Source organism: Paenibacillus glycanilyticus, from assembly GCF_023715145.1.
Lineage (GTDB): Bacteria > Bacillota > Bacilli > Paenibacillales > Paenibacillaceae > Pristimantibacillus > Pristimantibacillus glycanilyticus_A.
Genome location: NZ_JAMBNP010000003.1, coordinates 90,717 through 106,095, shown reverse-complemented (window position 1 = coordinate 106,095; position 15,379 = coordinate 90,717). Strand labels below are relative to the sequence as shown.

Annotated in this window: 9 protein-coding genes; 3 read left to right on the top strand and 6 right to left on the bottom strand. The window is 48.2% G+C overall.

Going from position 1 to position 15,379, the window contains the following annotated elements:
* Nucleotides 1–44 precede the first annotated feature (44 nt).
* Nucleotides 45–611 carry a DUF3502 domain-containing protein gene (locus M3194_RS10080; protein WP_251653308.1) on the bottom strand — a complete coding sequence of 189 codons (567 nt, stop codon included), beginning with the start codon at nucleotides 609–611 and terminating at the stop codon, nucleotides 45–47.
* Between the two features lie 62 nt (nucleotides 612–673).
* On the opposite strand from M3194_RS10080, the gene M3194_RS10075 reads away from it, so the two are divergent.
* Nucleotides 674–1,057, top strand: coding sequence for an ATP-binding protein (locus M3194_RS10075; protein ID WP_251653307.1), 384 nt, complete (start codon nucleotides 674–676; stop codon nucleotides 1,055–1,057).
* On the opposite strand, the gene M3194_RS10070 is transcribed toward M3194_RS10075, so the two are convergent.
* Entirely contained in the window at nucleotides 1,032–1,193 is a 162-nt protein-coding gene (locus tag M3194_RS10070; protein WP_251653306.1) for a hypothetical protein, read from the bottom strand. The two genes, M3194_RS10075 and M3194_RS10070, sit on opposite strands and share 26 nt — an antisense overlap.
* A 528-nt stretch (nucleotides 1,194–1,721) precedes the next feature.
* Here M3194_RS10070 and M3194_RS10065 point away from each other — a divergent pair.
* The gene (locus tag M3194_RS10065; protein WP_251653305.1) at nucleotides 1,722–5,123 is read left to right on the top strand and encodes a S8 family serine peptidase; all 3,402 of its coding nucleotides are present in this window, start codon (nucleotides 1,722–1,724) and stop codon (nucleotides 5,121–5,123) included.
* Nucleotides 5,124–5,166: 43 nt separating this feature from the next.
* On the top strand, nucleotides 5,167–9,342 hold the full coding sequence (locus tag M3194_RS31235; RefSeq protein WP_311290314.1) for a S8 family serine peptidase: 4,176 nt from the start codon (nucleotides 5,167–5,169) through the stop codon (nucleotides 9,340–9,342).
* A gap of 309 nt (nucleotides 9,343–9,651) precedes the next feature.
* On the opposite strand, the gene M3194_RS10045 is transcribed toward M3194_RS31235, so the two are convergent.
* From M3194_RS10045 to M3194_RS10030, 4 genes are all read right to left on the bottom strand, one after another.
* Nucleotides 9,652–11,181, bottom strand: a complete 1,530-nt coding sequence (locus tag M3194_RS10045; RefSeq protein WP_251653304.1) for an ABC transporter substrate-binding protein — start codon at nucleotides 11,179–11,181, stop codon at nucleotides 9,652–9,654.
* A gap of 7 nt (nucleotides 11,182–11,188) precedes the next feature.
* On the bottom strand, nucleotides 11,189–11,950 hold the full coding sequence (locus tag M3194_RS10040) for a response regulator transcription factor (protein ID WP_251653303.1): 762 nt from the start codon (nucleotides 11,948–11,950) through the stop codon (nucleotides 11,189–11,191).
* Nucleotides 11,925–13,682 (bottom strand): sensor histidine kinase, encoded by a 1,758-nt coding sequence (locus M3194_RS10035; protein ID WP_251653302.1) that lies wholly within the window; start codon nucleotides 13,680–13,682, stop codon nucleotides 11,925–11,927. Before M3194_RS10035 ends, M3194_RS10040 begins: the two co-directional genes overlap by 26 nt.
* A 146-nt stretch (nucleotides 13,683–13,828) precedes the next feature.
* On the bottom strand, nucleotides 13,829–15,346 hold the full coding sequence (locus tag M3194_RS10030; protein WP_251653301.1) for an ABC transporter substrate-binding protein: 1,518 nt from the start codon (nucleotides 15,344–15,346) through the stop codon (nucleotides 13,829–13,831).
* Between the last annotated feature and the right edge of the window lie 33 nt (nucleotides 15,347–15,379).

Below are 15,379 nucleotides of genomic sequence, written 5' to 3'. Positions count from 1 at the left end.
CCCCCTTACAAAGAAAGTCGGACCGGCAACCGGTCCGACTTTCCTCAATTACTTCCTCGGACTCTTCCGAGTTTCAGATGGGCGGCTCGCCAAGCGTCAAGCTGCTTCTGCACTTCGGATCGCACCTCGTCGATACCCGCCTGCCGAAGCTCCTGATTAAACATCGGCAGCACCGAAGCGACGTCCACGCTGCCCGTCATCAGGCTGGGAAAGTATTTCTCCCAGACCATCTGGATGTTCTGCATCTGAATGGGCATCCGGGACAAGTCCGGGGTAAAGCCCAGCGTACTTGATACAACCGCTTCCCTGTTGCTTGCGCGGAATTGATTCCATTTGTCCAAGGGATCCGGGTATTCACCGCCCATGGTCTTCAAGATGAACCAATTGCCCTGGGTGTATTGCACGCCTCCATAGCTTGGCTGCGCGTCCGGGATCGGATTGCCGTTCTTGTCCTTGGGCGGAATGGGCACTACCTGGCCGTTGCGATCCAAGGTGTAGTGCACCCCCTCGATTCCGAAATTGAACAAATTGCGAACCTCGGGATCCGTGTTCAGCAGATTGAGGAACTTGACAGACTCGACGGGGTGCTTCGTATCCGCGCTGACGGCCATAACCCCTCCCCGAAATCGGCGAATGTTACGCTAGTCTTACCGGAAAGAAGCAGCTGCTCGTTTTGTACATCGCGCTCGAGTCGAACTTTACTTCCTTGAACGATGGATACGCCGACATCCTTGTAGTCGACAACGGCTCCGGCATCCCCCGCTCCGAACAAAGCCTCGTGTTTGAGCGTTTCTTTCGCGGGGAGCACAAGAAACAGAGCCTGCGCGGGCTTGGTCTGGGCTTAGCATTCAGCAAGCTGCTCGCGCAAACGCAAAAAGGCAATCTAGTATTGAGCGAAAGTTCCGAAGAAGGAACCTCGTTCTTGCTGATCCTGGCGAGAGGAGAGGTTTCCTCTTCGTGGAGGACAGCGCTCGCGGCTTCTGCCGGATGCTCGGCTTCCGCCGCCGTACACGCAGATCAAGTCAATTTCGTTACGCTTTGGTCAACTGCTTCTTGACATGCTGAACGATCTGTTTGACCTGACTGTCCAGCGGTCTCCGAAGCGTCTTGAGCGACCTTGCATGGTACTTATGCTTCGGATTCTTGAGCATATCGCTGAAGAACTGCCTCGGACTGTCCGGCAGATGGATCAAACGGTTGAACCGTTCATTAAATTTAATATTTAGGATAAAAATACTTTAATAAAACCTTAGCAAGAACATTTTTTGAATGTTCTTGCTAAGGTTTTATTTTTTTTATGAAGTAAGTGCAAGTAAATGTATGTATAGGATTCATTTTATTTATATAAATCTTACATAAATTACGTCAAGTAATCTGACATAATAATTACATATCGCCAATACTGATACAATTAGTAACTAACAAATGTATTGACGCTATTAAATTTACAGATGTATACTAATGATATATATACTATAAATATTTTAGTTAATAGATTTTTGTTAGTCCTTGTCAGGTTAGTTGACATGAATTGCATTCATAGTTAAGTTTTTACAGATTGCATCGTTCTGCAGCTCTAACCACTTAAGGATACATACTTGCGAAAGGAGATTATGTGCTAATTAGAAGATTGTTCTATTAAAAAATTTCAGAACATTAATAATAATTTTAATAATCAGAATAATAATTCATCTAAATTTTTACAAAGGAAGTGACGACTCTTGTTCAAGAAAAACAAGAAAATGACGGCAACATTAATCTCTGCTGCATTGGCATTTGGATTAGTGACGCCAGCTTTAGCCATGCATTATCAAAACCATCCGCAAAACGAGCTCCTAAGAAAGAGCCAAATGAAAGAGATACAACCGTTATCTGATTCTGCGAAATCTGTTGGCTCTGATGTAAGTGATGAGACACAAGCACCACTAAATGCGGATGGCAAGCCTGAATATGTAAGCTTATTACCTGAGATACCAGAGTATGCTTCGGATGAAGTCATCGTTAGGTATAAGTCGGATGCTGCTTCCTCACGCATGAGTGCAGTATCTGCACAAATTACGGGATCGTCTTCGTTATTGATTCCAAACACAGAACTGCTTCAGCTCGCTGATGGTACAGACATACATAACGTGATTAATGAGTTGCTGAAGAATCCAGATGTACTCTATGCAGAGCCCAACTATATGGTGCCTAATGCAATTAATGCCCAAAGTTTCAGTAAGGGTGAAGAAGCTGTACAAGCTTTGGAGCAGGCTGCAGGCACTGCTGAAACAACCGCTCAAACAGATAGTGCGGCAATAGAGTTACCAAATGATCCGCTATTTAACGATCAGTGGGGCCTTCATAATACAGGTCAATGGGTAAAAGATGGTACGGTTCCCGGTGGTACTCCAGATGCAGATATGGATTTGCCAGAAGCCTGGGAAATTACCAAGGGCAATGAAGATGTAACGATTGCCATTATTGGTAGTGGTGCAAAGATTGACATCCCTGACCTGGAAGGTCAGATTTGGGAGAATAAAGGCGAGACACCAAACAACGGAAAAGATGATGATAAAAACGGTTTCGACGATGACTTCAATGGTTGGGACTTTGCTAATCGTGATAATTCATTATTTGATAGAAGTGATAGTTACTCGGACGCATTCGGAACGGTAGCCGCAGGTCAAATTGCTGCAAAGTGGGGGAACAATGAAGGCATTGCCGGTGTAGCGCCGAACGTTAAAGTTATGCCGCTCAAAGTTTTGACCAAAAAGGGCGGACGCTATACGGATATTGTTGAAGCCATTGATTACGCAGAGCAAAACGGTGTTAAGATTGCGATGTTCGGAATGGTCTACGAGTACAGAAGCAGATACATTGAAGATGCGATCAATGCTTCTAGCATGTTATTTGTAGCACCATCAGGAGATCGCGCGAACCGAGATATTCTAAATTTGGAAATAAAGCCTATTTATCCCGCTTCCTATCCAAGTCCCAATATATTAGCTGTCAACGGAATTAGTATATCTGGCGTGTTGTCAGACCTTTCAGCAATAGGCAAAGAATCCATAGATGTCTCGGCACCTTCAGAATTGATTGCTTCAACTGATTTGAATATTGATTTCGGATATGCCGCTCAAATTAATAACCCAGGAAAGTATAAAGCCTATTTCAGTAGTATAGGATTCGAAGAGATTCCGATTCCGGATGATCAAGCAGTAATTAACACGCAACGTCAGGACGTATTCAATCGCGTGATGAATTACTTGAAAGATGGGATGAAAGATACTGACGGTAATGCAGTGCCAAAAGCGTTGCTTGTAGATGACAGTGTACGAGGTAATGCTGGGGGCATTAGTCGAGATCCTGGAATTGGCATACCAGGTGGACCTGCAATCTTCCCCGTTTATGAAGAGCTGCTCAATAATGCGAGCTATGACTTCGACACGGTTACAACAGAAAATATAGCAGCCGATGGGCCTTCCCTGACTACATTGGAGGACTACGATATTGTAATCTGGTTTACAGGAAATGCAGGTGACGCTGACACCGAATTATTAATTAATGCAAAAGATCAAAAAAACTTGACTGACTATCTGAATAATGGAGGACATTTGCTGCTTGCAGGGCAGAATGCACTCGATTCCATTCAAGATTCTAATTTCGCTTTAGATGTTTTAGGTGTTCAGCATGCTGCTGAAGGTGGTTGGATAACCAAAGCTTGGGGTGCGAAAGACTCCATTTTCGATGGACAAACGTATTTGCTGCCGGACTTTTCGTTGTTTATCAATACCATAACAAGTAGTAAGCCTGAAATGACTACCATTAATATGAAAAATACCTCAGGAGCGTATACGTACGCAACAGGGACAATATTTGCTGCTGCTTATGCTGCTGGCGTGGCAGGACTTATTCAAAGTGAGTATCCGGATATGAGCAATACGGAAATCAAACAGCGCATCATGACAAGTGGTAAATCTGAGAAAGAGCTTAAGCGCTATACGGCAAGCGGAAAATACATTAGTGCTTACCGTGCCCTTTGGAACAAGGATATCCCGGGTATGTCACTGATTGATCCTTCCATTTCCAACAAGCTTGATAACGAGAAAGATCCAAACCATGTATATTCCATTGAACTATATGCGGGAGAAGAGGCGACGATCTCTCTTACAGGGGTTAAGGGAACTGATTTCGATCTCATCTTATACGATTCATCCGCAACGACAGTAGCGAGCAAAGACGGTGCGATTGCCTATTCCGAGACGCCGGGCACATCGAATGAGTCGATTACGTTCCGAGCAACCAATTCCGGAAAATATTATATCAATGTCTTTGCCGTTGCAGGAGCAGGGCAATATTCACTTCGTGTTGACTATAGCAATACGACTGCCGTGATCGAGGACAATGATCCATCGCTGAGATATGAAGGTGATTGGCAGACAGTTTCAGGATCAGGTTACTCGAATGGTTCAATGAAGCAGCTCACTGGACGCGGTTCTGTAAAATTTGGTTTTCGAGGCAATGCATTTGAGATGATAGCAACGACAAATGATCTGCAGGGTCATGCGAAAGTTTTCATCGATGGTTTGCAGGTATCTGGGTTAAATTTATTTAGCGCAACTCCAAAAACGCAACAGGTATTATATAAAACAGTGCTGGCTAATGGTCATCATGAAGTCGAGATTAGTAATGTAGAACCTGAGTTTGGTGAAGAAAACATTGGATTCAATGTGGATGCATTCAAGATCTCCAACTTGATATCGCCAATAGCCAGATCTTCTACCCAAGTCGGTCCATGGGTAGTTCGATATGACGCGAAGTTCGCAGACGGTTCTCAGCTCTATACAACGACGCCGGGTAGTTCCTCGGAATATACGTTCAATGGAACAAAAGTTACACTATGGTCCTCGCTGGGCAACAATCGTGGCAAGGTGAATGTATTTATCGATGGTGTATCTGTGACGTCTAGACCAATCGATTTGTATAGCAATAAGCGTCAAGATCAGGTTGCGGTCTTCACCTCTGAGGAACTAAAAGCGGGCGAGCATAAGATTAAGATCGTACACGCAGGGGATACCAATCCGAGGTCAAGCAACCATATTGTAACAATCGAAGGATTAGAGGTCGAGAACTTGAAATAGTAGCAGCAGATTATCATATTGATCCGAAATGGGGTAGCTGAACGTGAAACGATCACGATTAATGAAATCACTTACGATAGCGACGGTTACGTTGTTGGCTGGAAGTCTCGCAATTCCGAATCTTCCAGCTGCAGGTGCAAATAAACCTGACAGACCATATATTACGAAAGAGAGATTACAAGAAATTAGTCGCTCTTTAGAAGAGGTTGATCCTGAGTTAAGTAGTGCTGATTCAGCTTTGGGTGAAGCGTATGTAGCGAAGAGCATTAATACCGCTTCACAAGATGAAATTAAGGTCATCGTACAGCTGAGAGGAGAACCAACTGCTGTTGGAAAGTATGCAGCTCAGCAAGGCTTCAAGGCATTAGCAGCAGAAGCTACGGAGGTTGCCGTTCAAACTGAACAAGACCAATTTGTGCGTAACGCTCAGTCTAGTCGGATTCCGTTGCAAGTTGAACGAAAGTTCAACACCGTGCTGAATGGTATGGAGGTCACTGTTCGTGCAGATCAAATTCCGATGCTAGCAGAGCTGCCGGAGGTTAAATCTATTTATCCAAATGCGATCTATTACCCGGCAGAAGTTTCTGACAGCCAGCAGGCTGCGGTAGAAACGTCGGCCATTGATACCGTGCCGCTGGAGCAAATCGGCGTTCTGGAGGCATGGAATCGGGGGTTGACAGGAAAAGACTTAAAGATTGGCGTTCTAGATACAGGTATTGACTACAATCACCCTGACCTCGAAGGAAATTATGTCGAGGGTGGCTATGATGCAATCAACCTGGATGATGATCCATACGAAGATATGCCGGAAATATATCCTGGTTATGAAGGTTCCTATCACGGTACTCACGTTTCTGGTACGATAGCCGGTACAGCTTCTAATACTAGTTCCAATTTGCAGCAAAAAGGTGTCGCTTATGAAGCCAGCTTATATGCATACAAGGTGCTAGGACCAGAGGGGGGTACCTCTGCTCAAATCATAGACGGAATTGAGCATGCTGTAGAGGATAACATGGACGTTATTAATCTATCATTAGGAAATGATTCCGAGAAAGACCCTAATTCACCAGATGCAATAGCACTGAATAACGCCGTTCTTGCGGGTGTGGTTGCCGTCGTTGCAAATGGAAACGCAGGCAGTGGTCCGCACTATTACTATTCAATGGGCTCGCCAGCGTCCTCTCAATTAGCGATTGCTGTAGGCGCAGCTACTAGTGATGGGATTCGTGTATCGGGAAGCGTACTCAGCGAAGTCGGCTCGCTTACCCAAGATTTACGGATGGACTTGATGGCGTGGACAACAGAACAAGAGAATTTCAATGAGTTGTTTGGCACTGGCCCGATTCAAGGTGTCTATGCTGGCCTTGGTGATAAGTATAGCTATGAAGATTTAGGGTTGAATCGAGAATCGGTAGAGGGTAAAGTAGTGTTCGTTTCCCGCGGTATATTCCCTTTCGAGGAAAAAGTGAAAGAAGCAGCCAAACTCGGTGCGAAAGCTTTGATCATATTCAACGGTAATGCCACTGAGAATGCACAACATCTACCAGTACCAGATCTTAAAGAAGATATCCCTGGTCGTAACGGTCCAATTGGGCCGGTTGCTTTCCTAGGTGATAACTATGAGTATGTGCCAACCTTCGATATGCCAGGGCAGATTGGACGCGCACTGGCTCGTGAATTGCGTGACAATCCAGGCCAAACCTTTCAATTCACTATGAAGAGCGACTTCGAGAAAACGGATTTGGCTGGCGATCGAATGGCAGACTTCAGTTCCCGAGGTCCGAATTCTGATGGCAATTACGGAATAAAACCAGATCTAGCAGCTCCAGGCGTTCAAATTCTCTCGACGATGCCTGCATACGGCGGTAACTATGATAAAGCTTACGCTAAGCTGAGCGGTACGAGCATGGCCACTCCTCACGTGGCAGGTCTTGCGCTGCTAATGAAACAAGCGCATCCAGACTGGACACCGACTGACATTCGTTCGGCTCTTGCTAATACAGCAGAGACACTCTCGAATGAAATAGGCACGTCATACGATGTCTACTCGCAAGGCGCAGGCCGGGTTGATGTTATTAGAGCGATTGAAACACCTGCTATTATTGAATCATTGGATAATATAACAATCTATGATAATAAGATGAATCCGACTGTCATTCCGAGTGAAGCAAGCAGTGTGAGCTTTGGTATGCTTCAGCCAGGGTCCGCAGCGGTGAAGCAGCCGCTTCAAGTGAAAAATCTGTCCGATGCATCTGTTGCATATCAAGTAAAGGTTGTCATGCATTCTTCTGTAACTTCTGATCCTAACGATCCCATTCCGACGCCTGATACGAGTAAAGTCGCTGTGCAGTTAGAGGGCCTTCATGGCGATATGATCCAAGTTGGAGCAGCAGCTAGCTATGAGTTTAATCTTAGCGCAGCAGCTAGCTCACAAGCTAAAGTTGGCGTGTACGAGGGTGAGGTTGTATTAGAAAGTGCTGACCATCCTACTCTGCATTTACCATTTGTCATTCATATTGGCAAAGAATCAGAAGATAATGATTATTTAATTCATGATTTCGCAATCAGCAGTCCAACAGTGACCAAGGCTGAACCAATTGATATGACGGCATCTTTTCCTTCCGGGGACGTCAATTATCTAGCGGTGGCTATTCTCGATATGAAAAACAACGTTTTAGGTTTACTGGCAGAGGGCTTTGATATTGACGAAAAGACAGATCATTTAAATCCACTTCCAACAGACTTTATTCTTACAGAATTTTCAGGTTCATATACCGAAGGTCGATATTTGATTGATGGTAATAATTCGATCAAGCAGCTTCCCAAGGGACGATATAAGCTCATATTAGTTGCAGATGTTCTAGACGAGAACTATGCCCTTATTGATGAGAATATTGCCTTTAAGACATTCTACGTGAACGATGAGCCAGAACCAACTAATCCAGGAAATCCAGGCACGGGCAGCCCGTCTCCAAGCTTGCCAGGACCGGTCAAACCAGCGTATAACCAAGAAGTTGCAGCATCTGTCTTCGAGAAAGGACAGACAAGTGTTGAGCTTGCAGGACAAACAAGCTTGGAAGGTTCGCAATTGTCAGTAACTGTGAAGGATGAGGATCTGCAGGCTGCATTGAAAGAGGTGAAGACGCCCGCAGCTTTGACAGTTGGAGCGGCATCTACCGATGCTTCAGCTGCTAAGCTGACGCTGAGTGCAGCGCAGGTTGGGAAGTTGAAGGAAGCGGGTGTGAAAGGAACTGTTGTCTTTGCATGGAATGATTCGACAGTTGCCTTGCCACTGACGTCACTGGAACAAGTCGCAACTGGTGCGGAGCTCATCCTGACGATCAAGAAAGATGAGGCGAGCAAAGCAAAGTTCACGAAGCAAGTGAAGAATGCAACGATTCTTGGCACGCCGTATGTGTTCGAAGCAGGCACAGTAAGCAATGGTACAACAACGCCGTTGCAGTTGAAAGCTGGCGAAGCAGCGGCAAGATCATTCCTTGTACACAAAGGAATTGACACCAGCCATGCCGGAGCGCTTTATCTAGAGAATGGCAAAGTAAACCCGGTTGCAGCAGTGATTACGAAAACGGCTGATGGTGCATCCATCGTGACGATTCGTCGCCCAGGATTCTCTACATACGCGGCAGCTACGAGACAAGTGGTATTCACGGATATCGACAAGTCATGGGCGAGCGAACAGATTCAATCGCTTGCGGATAAATTCTTGTTGAATGGTACATCCGCAAGTACGTTCTCGCCAAAATCGAACGTCACGCGTGCACAATTCACGTCGATGCTCGTACGTGCACTTGGCTTGCAGACGCAAGCGACACAAGCAACATTCGGAGATGTGAAGATCAATGACTGGTTCGCTTCCGATGTGGCAACCGCATATGCAGCTGGATTGGTGACAGGTGAGAACGGTCAATTCCATCCGAATGCAACGATTACACGTCAAGATCTGACGGTAATGCTGGGAAGAGCGATCAAGCTTATCGGCTTGGAAGTATCGACTTCAGGCAACGGACATTCTTATGCTGATGCCGATAAGTTCGGCGCGTATGCAAAGGACAGCATCCAGGCAGTTACGGATGCGGGTCTGATGCAAGGGGTTGAAGTGAAGGGAAGCTACTTCTTCCAACCTTTCGCTGCTACCACACGCGAAGCAGCAGCGAAAGTCATTCATGATTTGCTTCAAGCTTCGAATCGAATAAATTAACCTTTCAACAAAGCGGCTGCCTGAGACAATGTCTGGGCAGCCCTTTTTTTTGACGATTTGAATGGCGAGAATAATACCCAGAACTTTAAGCATGAAGCAGGACCTCCGATGAGAATTCGATTGGTTATTATTTTACATAAATACCCTCTGTATACGAGTTAATAACCATGGCTATTACTTAATAACGAATTCCCGCCGTCATGCTTAGCGAGGAAATTACCTTTTGGCGTTAATTTAAATTTCCATTCCCCATTACTGAGAAAGCCGGACCGGTTACCGGTCCGACTTTCCTCCATCACTTCCTGGGGCTCATCCGAGTGACGAATGGGCGGCTCGCCAAGCGTCAAGCTGCTTCTGCACTTCGGATCGCACCTCGTCGATACCCGCCTGCCGAAGCTCCTGATTAAACATCGGCAGCACCGAAGCGACGTCCACGCTGCCCGTCATCAGGCTGGGAAAGTATTTCTCCCAGACCATCTGGATGTTCTGCATCTGAATGGGCATCCGGGACAAGTCCGGGGTAAAGCCCAGCGTACTTGATACAACCGCTTCCCTGTTGCTTGCGCGGAATTGATTCCATTTGTCCAAGGGATCCGGGTATTCACCGCCCATGGTCTTCAAGATGAACCAATTGCCCTGGGTGTATTGCACGCCTCCATAGCTTGGCTGCGCGTCCGGGATCGGATTGCCGTTCTTGTCCTTGGGCGGAATGGGCACTACCTGGCCGTTGCGATCCAAGGTGTAGTGCACCCCCTCGATTCCGAAATTGAACAAATTGCGAACCTCGGGATCCGTGTTCAGCAGATTGAGGAACTTGACAGACTCGACGGGGTGCTTCGTATCCGCGCTGACGGCCATAACCCCTCCCCGAATGGATTCCGTCGTAATGAGCGCAGGGGTTACCGGGTAAGCCACCAGCTTGTATCCGCGATCCTTGCTCCAGCTGTTTTCCGCCAGCGGGCCTCCCCCAGCGGCTTTCCAGAATACCAGCCCGCCCCGCTTCAGTCCTTCGGTTTCCCGCATGGCCGCGTCCTCGTTGATATAGCCCTTCACATAATAGTCCCGAAGAAGATCCAGTACCTTCCGGGCTTCGTCGGTTTCGAATATATTCACAACCGGGGAATCGGGATCCAGCACATTCCGCATTAACGGAAGCGTTTTTTCCGATACGTATTCGTAGCCGTCCAAGGCGAAGAAGTTCTGAGATTCCTTATCGAGCTCCATCGGCAGATAAGCGGGCTCCTTCTGCTTGATCATCCGTAACAGCGGCTCGAGGGAAGAAAGCGTTGTATACTTCGAGATATCAATATGGTACTTCTTCACCAGCGTATCCGGGTACATCCATTGGTCGCGAACGGCTAATTCCTTATTGGTCGGCACGCCGTAGATGCCGCCGTCATCCATCCGTACGCCTTGCCAGAAAGTAGGGTCGATTGCGTCATACATATCCTTCCCCTCGTTCGACAGGTAGTCGTTCAGCCTCAGCCACGCGCCGCGCTGCGCGTAGGTTGCGTACTCCGGCGCAAAGGCGATGTCAAAGGGAGTTCCCGCCGACACGAGAGTATTTAGACGGTCCTCGTACTCTTGCCAGCCCACTTTGATATACGTGATGGTAATACCGATTTTCTTGGCCAGAATCTCGTTGATCTTGTCGTTAACCATCTTAAGATCCTTGTCCGGATCCCCGATCGTGTAATAGATCAAATTTACCGTATCGCCCGCCAACGCGGCCTTCTCGTCATTGCCGGATGCAGAGAAACAGCCGGACATAGGCAGTGTCAGCATCATGACAAGCAGAAAGGCTGCAGCGAGACGACTCCATTTCCGTTGTTCCCGCATGGCGTCGTTATTCCTTTCTCCGCAAGTCCGAGGGCGATTTGCCGAAATAAGCGTGGAAATGAGAATAAAAATAGTTCAGGTTGGGATATCCGACGGAAAGCGCGATGCTGATAATCTTCTCGTCCGTGGACTGTATGCGTTCCTGGGCCCGAAGCATCCGGTAGGCCATTAAATATTCCGAAAACTTCTTTTTCGTTTCCTTGAGGAACAACTGTCCGAGATACGTTCCGTTCATGCGAAAACGTTCCGCAACCGACTTCAAGCTGAGGTTCTGGGCATACTCCGCCTTGACGATGAGCAGAATGCGATTGGTCAGCTTGGACAGGCTGTCATAGCGCACGCCGAGTACCGGGTCCATATCCAGGTCGCTGCGATCCGCGTCTGCCAGCTTACCGTTTAGATCTTCTACGATAATCTTCTCGACAAGCTGCTGCAGCTTCGAACGATCGACGGGCTTGAGCAGATAGTCCTTGGCCCCGCAGCGAATCGCCTCCAAGGCATACTGGAACTCGCCATAGCCGCTCATGATAATATATTTCGAGGGAAGACGCAGTTCGTTGAGCTTATGGATGGCATCATAACCGCGCTGCTTGCCGATGCATACATCGAAAATCGCCAAATCCGGCAAAATCTCCACCGCCTTCGAGATCGCGCCCTCATACGTTTCGCTCGTCTCGATGCGGCCAAAGCCGTATTTCTCCCAGTCCAGCGTGCGCTTCATTCCTTCCAAAATCTGTGGCTCGTCATCCACGATCAGCAGCTTGTACATCGTTCGTCGCCTCCTTGGATAGGATTACAGTTATTTTAACGCCCGCTTCCTCGTTATTGTCGATCGTCATGGAGAAGCCCTTCCCATAGAAAAAGCGCAGCCGGGTATACACGTTGCGCAGACCAATGCTGTCTACCGGGTCGTCGCCTCTGGAGAGCTTTTTCCTGATTTCGTCCAGACGCTCTTCGGAAATCCGGTTGCCGTTGTCCACGATCTCCAGCACGAAGCATGTCTCTTCCTCCCAGCCGTTCACAAGGAGCAGATTGAACTCGCTCTCCGGGTGAAAGCCGTGAATAAAAAAGTTTTCCGCGAGCGGCTGCAGCCAGAATTTGACGGTGGGCAAGGCGAGTAACGCCGTTTCCACGTTAAACTGATAATAAAATCGTTCCGGATATTTGAATTCCATAATTTTCAGGTATTTTTGAAGCAAGTTTAACTCGCTTCCGAGTGAAATAATATTCTCGTTTTTCACGATATCGCGGTAGAGGGCACCCAAGGTGGCGATGGCGTCGGAGGTATGGTCGGCGCTGTTCATCAGCGCAGAGGAACGAATCACCTCGAGCGTATTGTACAGAAAGTGAGGATTGATTTGATGCTGAAGCGCTTTCATTTCGGTTTCTTGCTGCTTGAGCTTTAGCAGATAATTGGTGCGGATATGCCGATCGAGCTGACGGATCATATCGTCCAGTTCCCGGGCGATCATGCCGTATTCGTTCCTTCGGTAGCGGGCCGGGTTCACCGGCGTAAAATCCGCCGTTTTCACGCGCCCGATGGAAACAATAATCCGCCGCAGGAAGTTTGCGTCCTCGCGCAGATTGTAAACGATGAGCAGCAGAACACAGATCATCGCGGCCAGTACGATGAGAAATACGATGAGCAGCACGTTCGCTTTTTGACGGATCAATGAGGCTAAATCCACGATGCTGACGAACCGATAATCGAACTCGCTCGAGTGGAACGTCACGAAATACGCACGGTCCATGAATCCCGTTGATAGAAAGCCATGCGTGCGGCCATCCGCCACAATCCGGCGAATTAGCTCCTCCGTGCCGCGGCCGTTACCCGCTATCAGGTACACGTCTCCCGAGTCGCTGACTGCAGCAGCTTCGTCCAAATGGTCGTTTTGCACCGTCTTAAAAATCCGGTCGCTGCTGACCAGGAAGCGGAATTCGCCGAGCTGACGCGAGATTTGGTTCGGATCCGATAGCTTTTTGTGGTAGACGAATCCCTTTTGAATCGTCTCGCGGAACGTTTCATCGGAGCTCGGCAGACGGAATAGGTAACTCGTATTGCCGTTATTGTCAAAGCTCACCACGTTGCCCTCTTGCTCGGTATGCAGGCTGATTTGCGTGATGTCTCCCTTGCCCCCGTTGCTTAAGAAGGATTTCATATCGTCGGGAAAGGAGACAAGCGGCCGGTTATAGTGGCTGTCTTGCAGCCTGCTCGTCAGATAGCCCTCCGCGTTATTACCCAAAAAACTGCGAATGTCGGACACCAGCCCGCTGTTGGAATACACTCGCTGCATGAACGCTTCGATACGGTCGGCATCGTACTGAAGGCTGTTTTCCACCCGGGAGAACGCGCCGGCGGCTTCATTCCTGGAATTTCCTACCCATTGGTCCAGCAGTACTGCGCAGGTAAGCGCGCCGAGCGCCAGGCCGATGAACACCACAAATACCGCATATGCAATGAACTTGCCGCGATAGATCTTAATTTGCATAAATGAACGCATGCGGCATCTCCTTTGCAATAGGCTTTTTCGCCCCCACTGCTCAAACATATAACGTTGTTATCGATAAAAGCAATCCTAAAATTTTGTGCCAGAAAACCCGAACGGCGATCCGTTCGGGTTTTCTGGATGTTGATAACAGACAAGATTTATTTGAAGTACGTATCGACTTGCTCCTGGGCAGCCTTCGTAATCGCATCCATGCCGGCGGCCTTCAATTCCGCAACGATCTTCGGTACCATCTTCTCCGGATCGGAAGCGCCCGTTAGCAGTTCATACCGATATTTGTCCCATACCGCTTTCGTATTGGCCACTTCGGTGCTCAGCTTGCTGATGTCCAGCGCAAAGCCCAAGTTCGTGGAGGAAGTCGCTTGATCGTTCAGCTTGCGAACTTGATCCCACTGATCTACCGGAGCGCCTTTCGTTACAGCCAGGTCGAAGAACGTCCCTTGCGTATAAGCGGCAAGCGGCCATGTATCCGATTTGCGCTCAATGACTTTCTCTCCATCCACGTTGTCGTAGTCAACGCCCAGCTCGCCGAAGGCCAGCATATTGCGCAGCTTCGGATCCGTATTGACCAGCTGCAAATATTTCAACGCCTCATTCTTATATTTCGAGTTGGCCGAGATGGCGTTCAGGGAGCCTTGGATCGTGCTCGTCGTGTAAATCGGGCCAAAGATTTGGAACATGGTGTACTTCTCTACACCCTCCGTAATCTGCCAGCTTGCTTCCGCACCCGGGAATGCCTGTGCCGCGAAGAACGGGCGGGCTTTGTCCGCTTCCGTTTTCGTCGGCGCGTCCGGATTGATGATGCCGTCTTGGTACCATTGGTGCAGCTGCTTGAGCCCGTCCATGATGTCCGGCTGCTCTAGCACGGAGACGACCTTGCGGGAAGCGTCGTCGACCTTCACGCCGATTGGCGGCAGACCAAGCGTCATATCGTCGTAGCCGTTGAAGAATCCGTTAAATCCGTCGCCTTGGGTGAGCGACAGCGGATAGAAGCTTTTTCCTTCGCCTGCCTTCATATCGTGGAACGGCTTGTCGAGGTCTTTCAACGACTTGATCGCAGCCGTGTCGATGCCGTACTTCTGTACGTACTTATCGTCAAACACCCAGTACTGGGTCAAGGAGGAGTCTTTGTAAGTCGGCACGGAGTAGATTTTCCCTCCGATTTTTGTTCCATCCCAAACCTTTTGAGGAATCAGTTTGTAGAGATCGGGCGATTCGCTTTGCACCAAGTCGGTCAGGTCGGCAAAAGCGCCCATCGTTACTTGCTGGCTATACTTGGAGTTATTCGTAAACATGATGTCGAACGGTTCGCCTGTATTTACGATGGTATTGATCTTTGTATCCCAGTCGCCCCAGCTTGCTACCTTGATGTCGATTTTCACGCCGATCTTCTCGGCCGTGTAGTCGTTCATCGCGGCAATCGCTTTGTCGAAGTTGGCGGGCGTCTGGCCGCCGATGGTCCACCATACCAGCGTAGGCACCTCGCCCGAATCAGCGGGCTTGCTTGTTTCCGTCTGCGTGCTTGCCGCCTTGTTGTCATTCGAAGGCGTGCTGCTGCTTGATTCGGAATTGGAATTCGAGTTGCCGCAGCCTGCAAGAGCGGTTGTCAGAAGCGCTACGGCACTAATTGTGAGCCATTTTTTCTTCGTCCTTTTCATGTACATTTCCTCCCTTTAATAGCTTTCTTTATT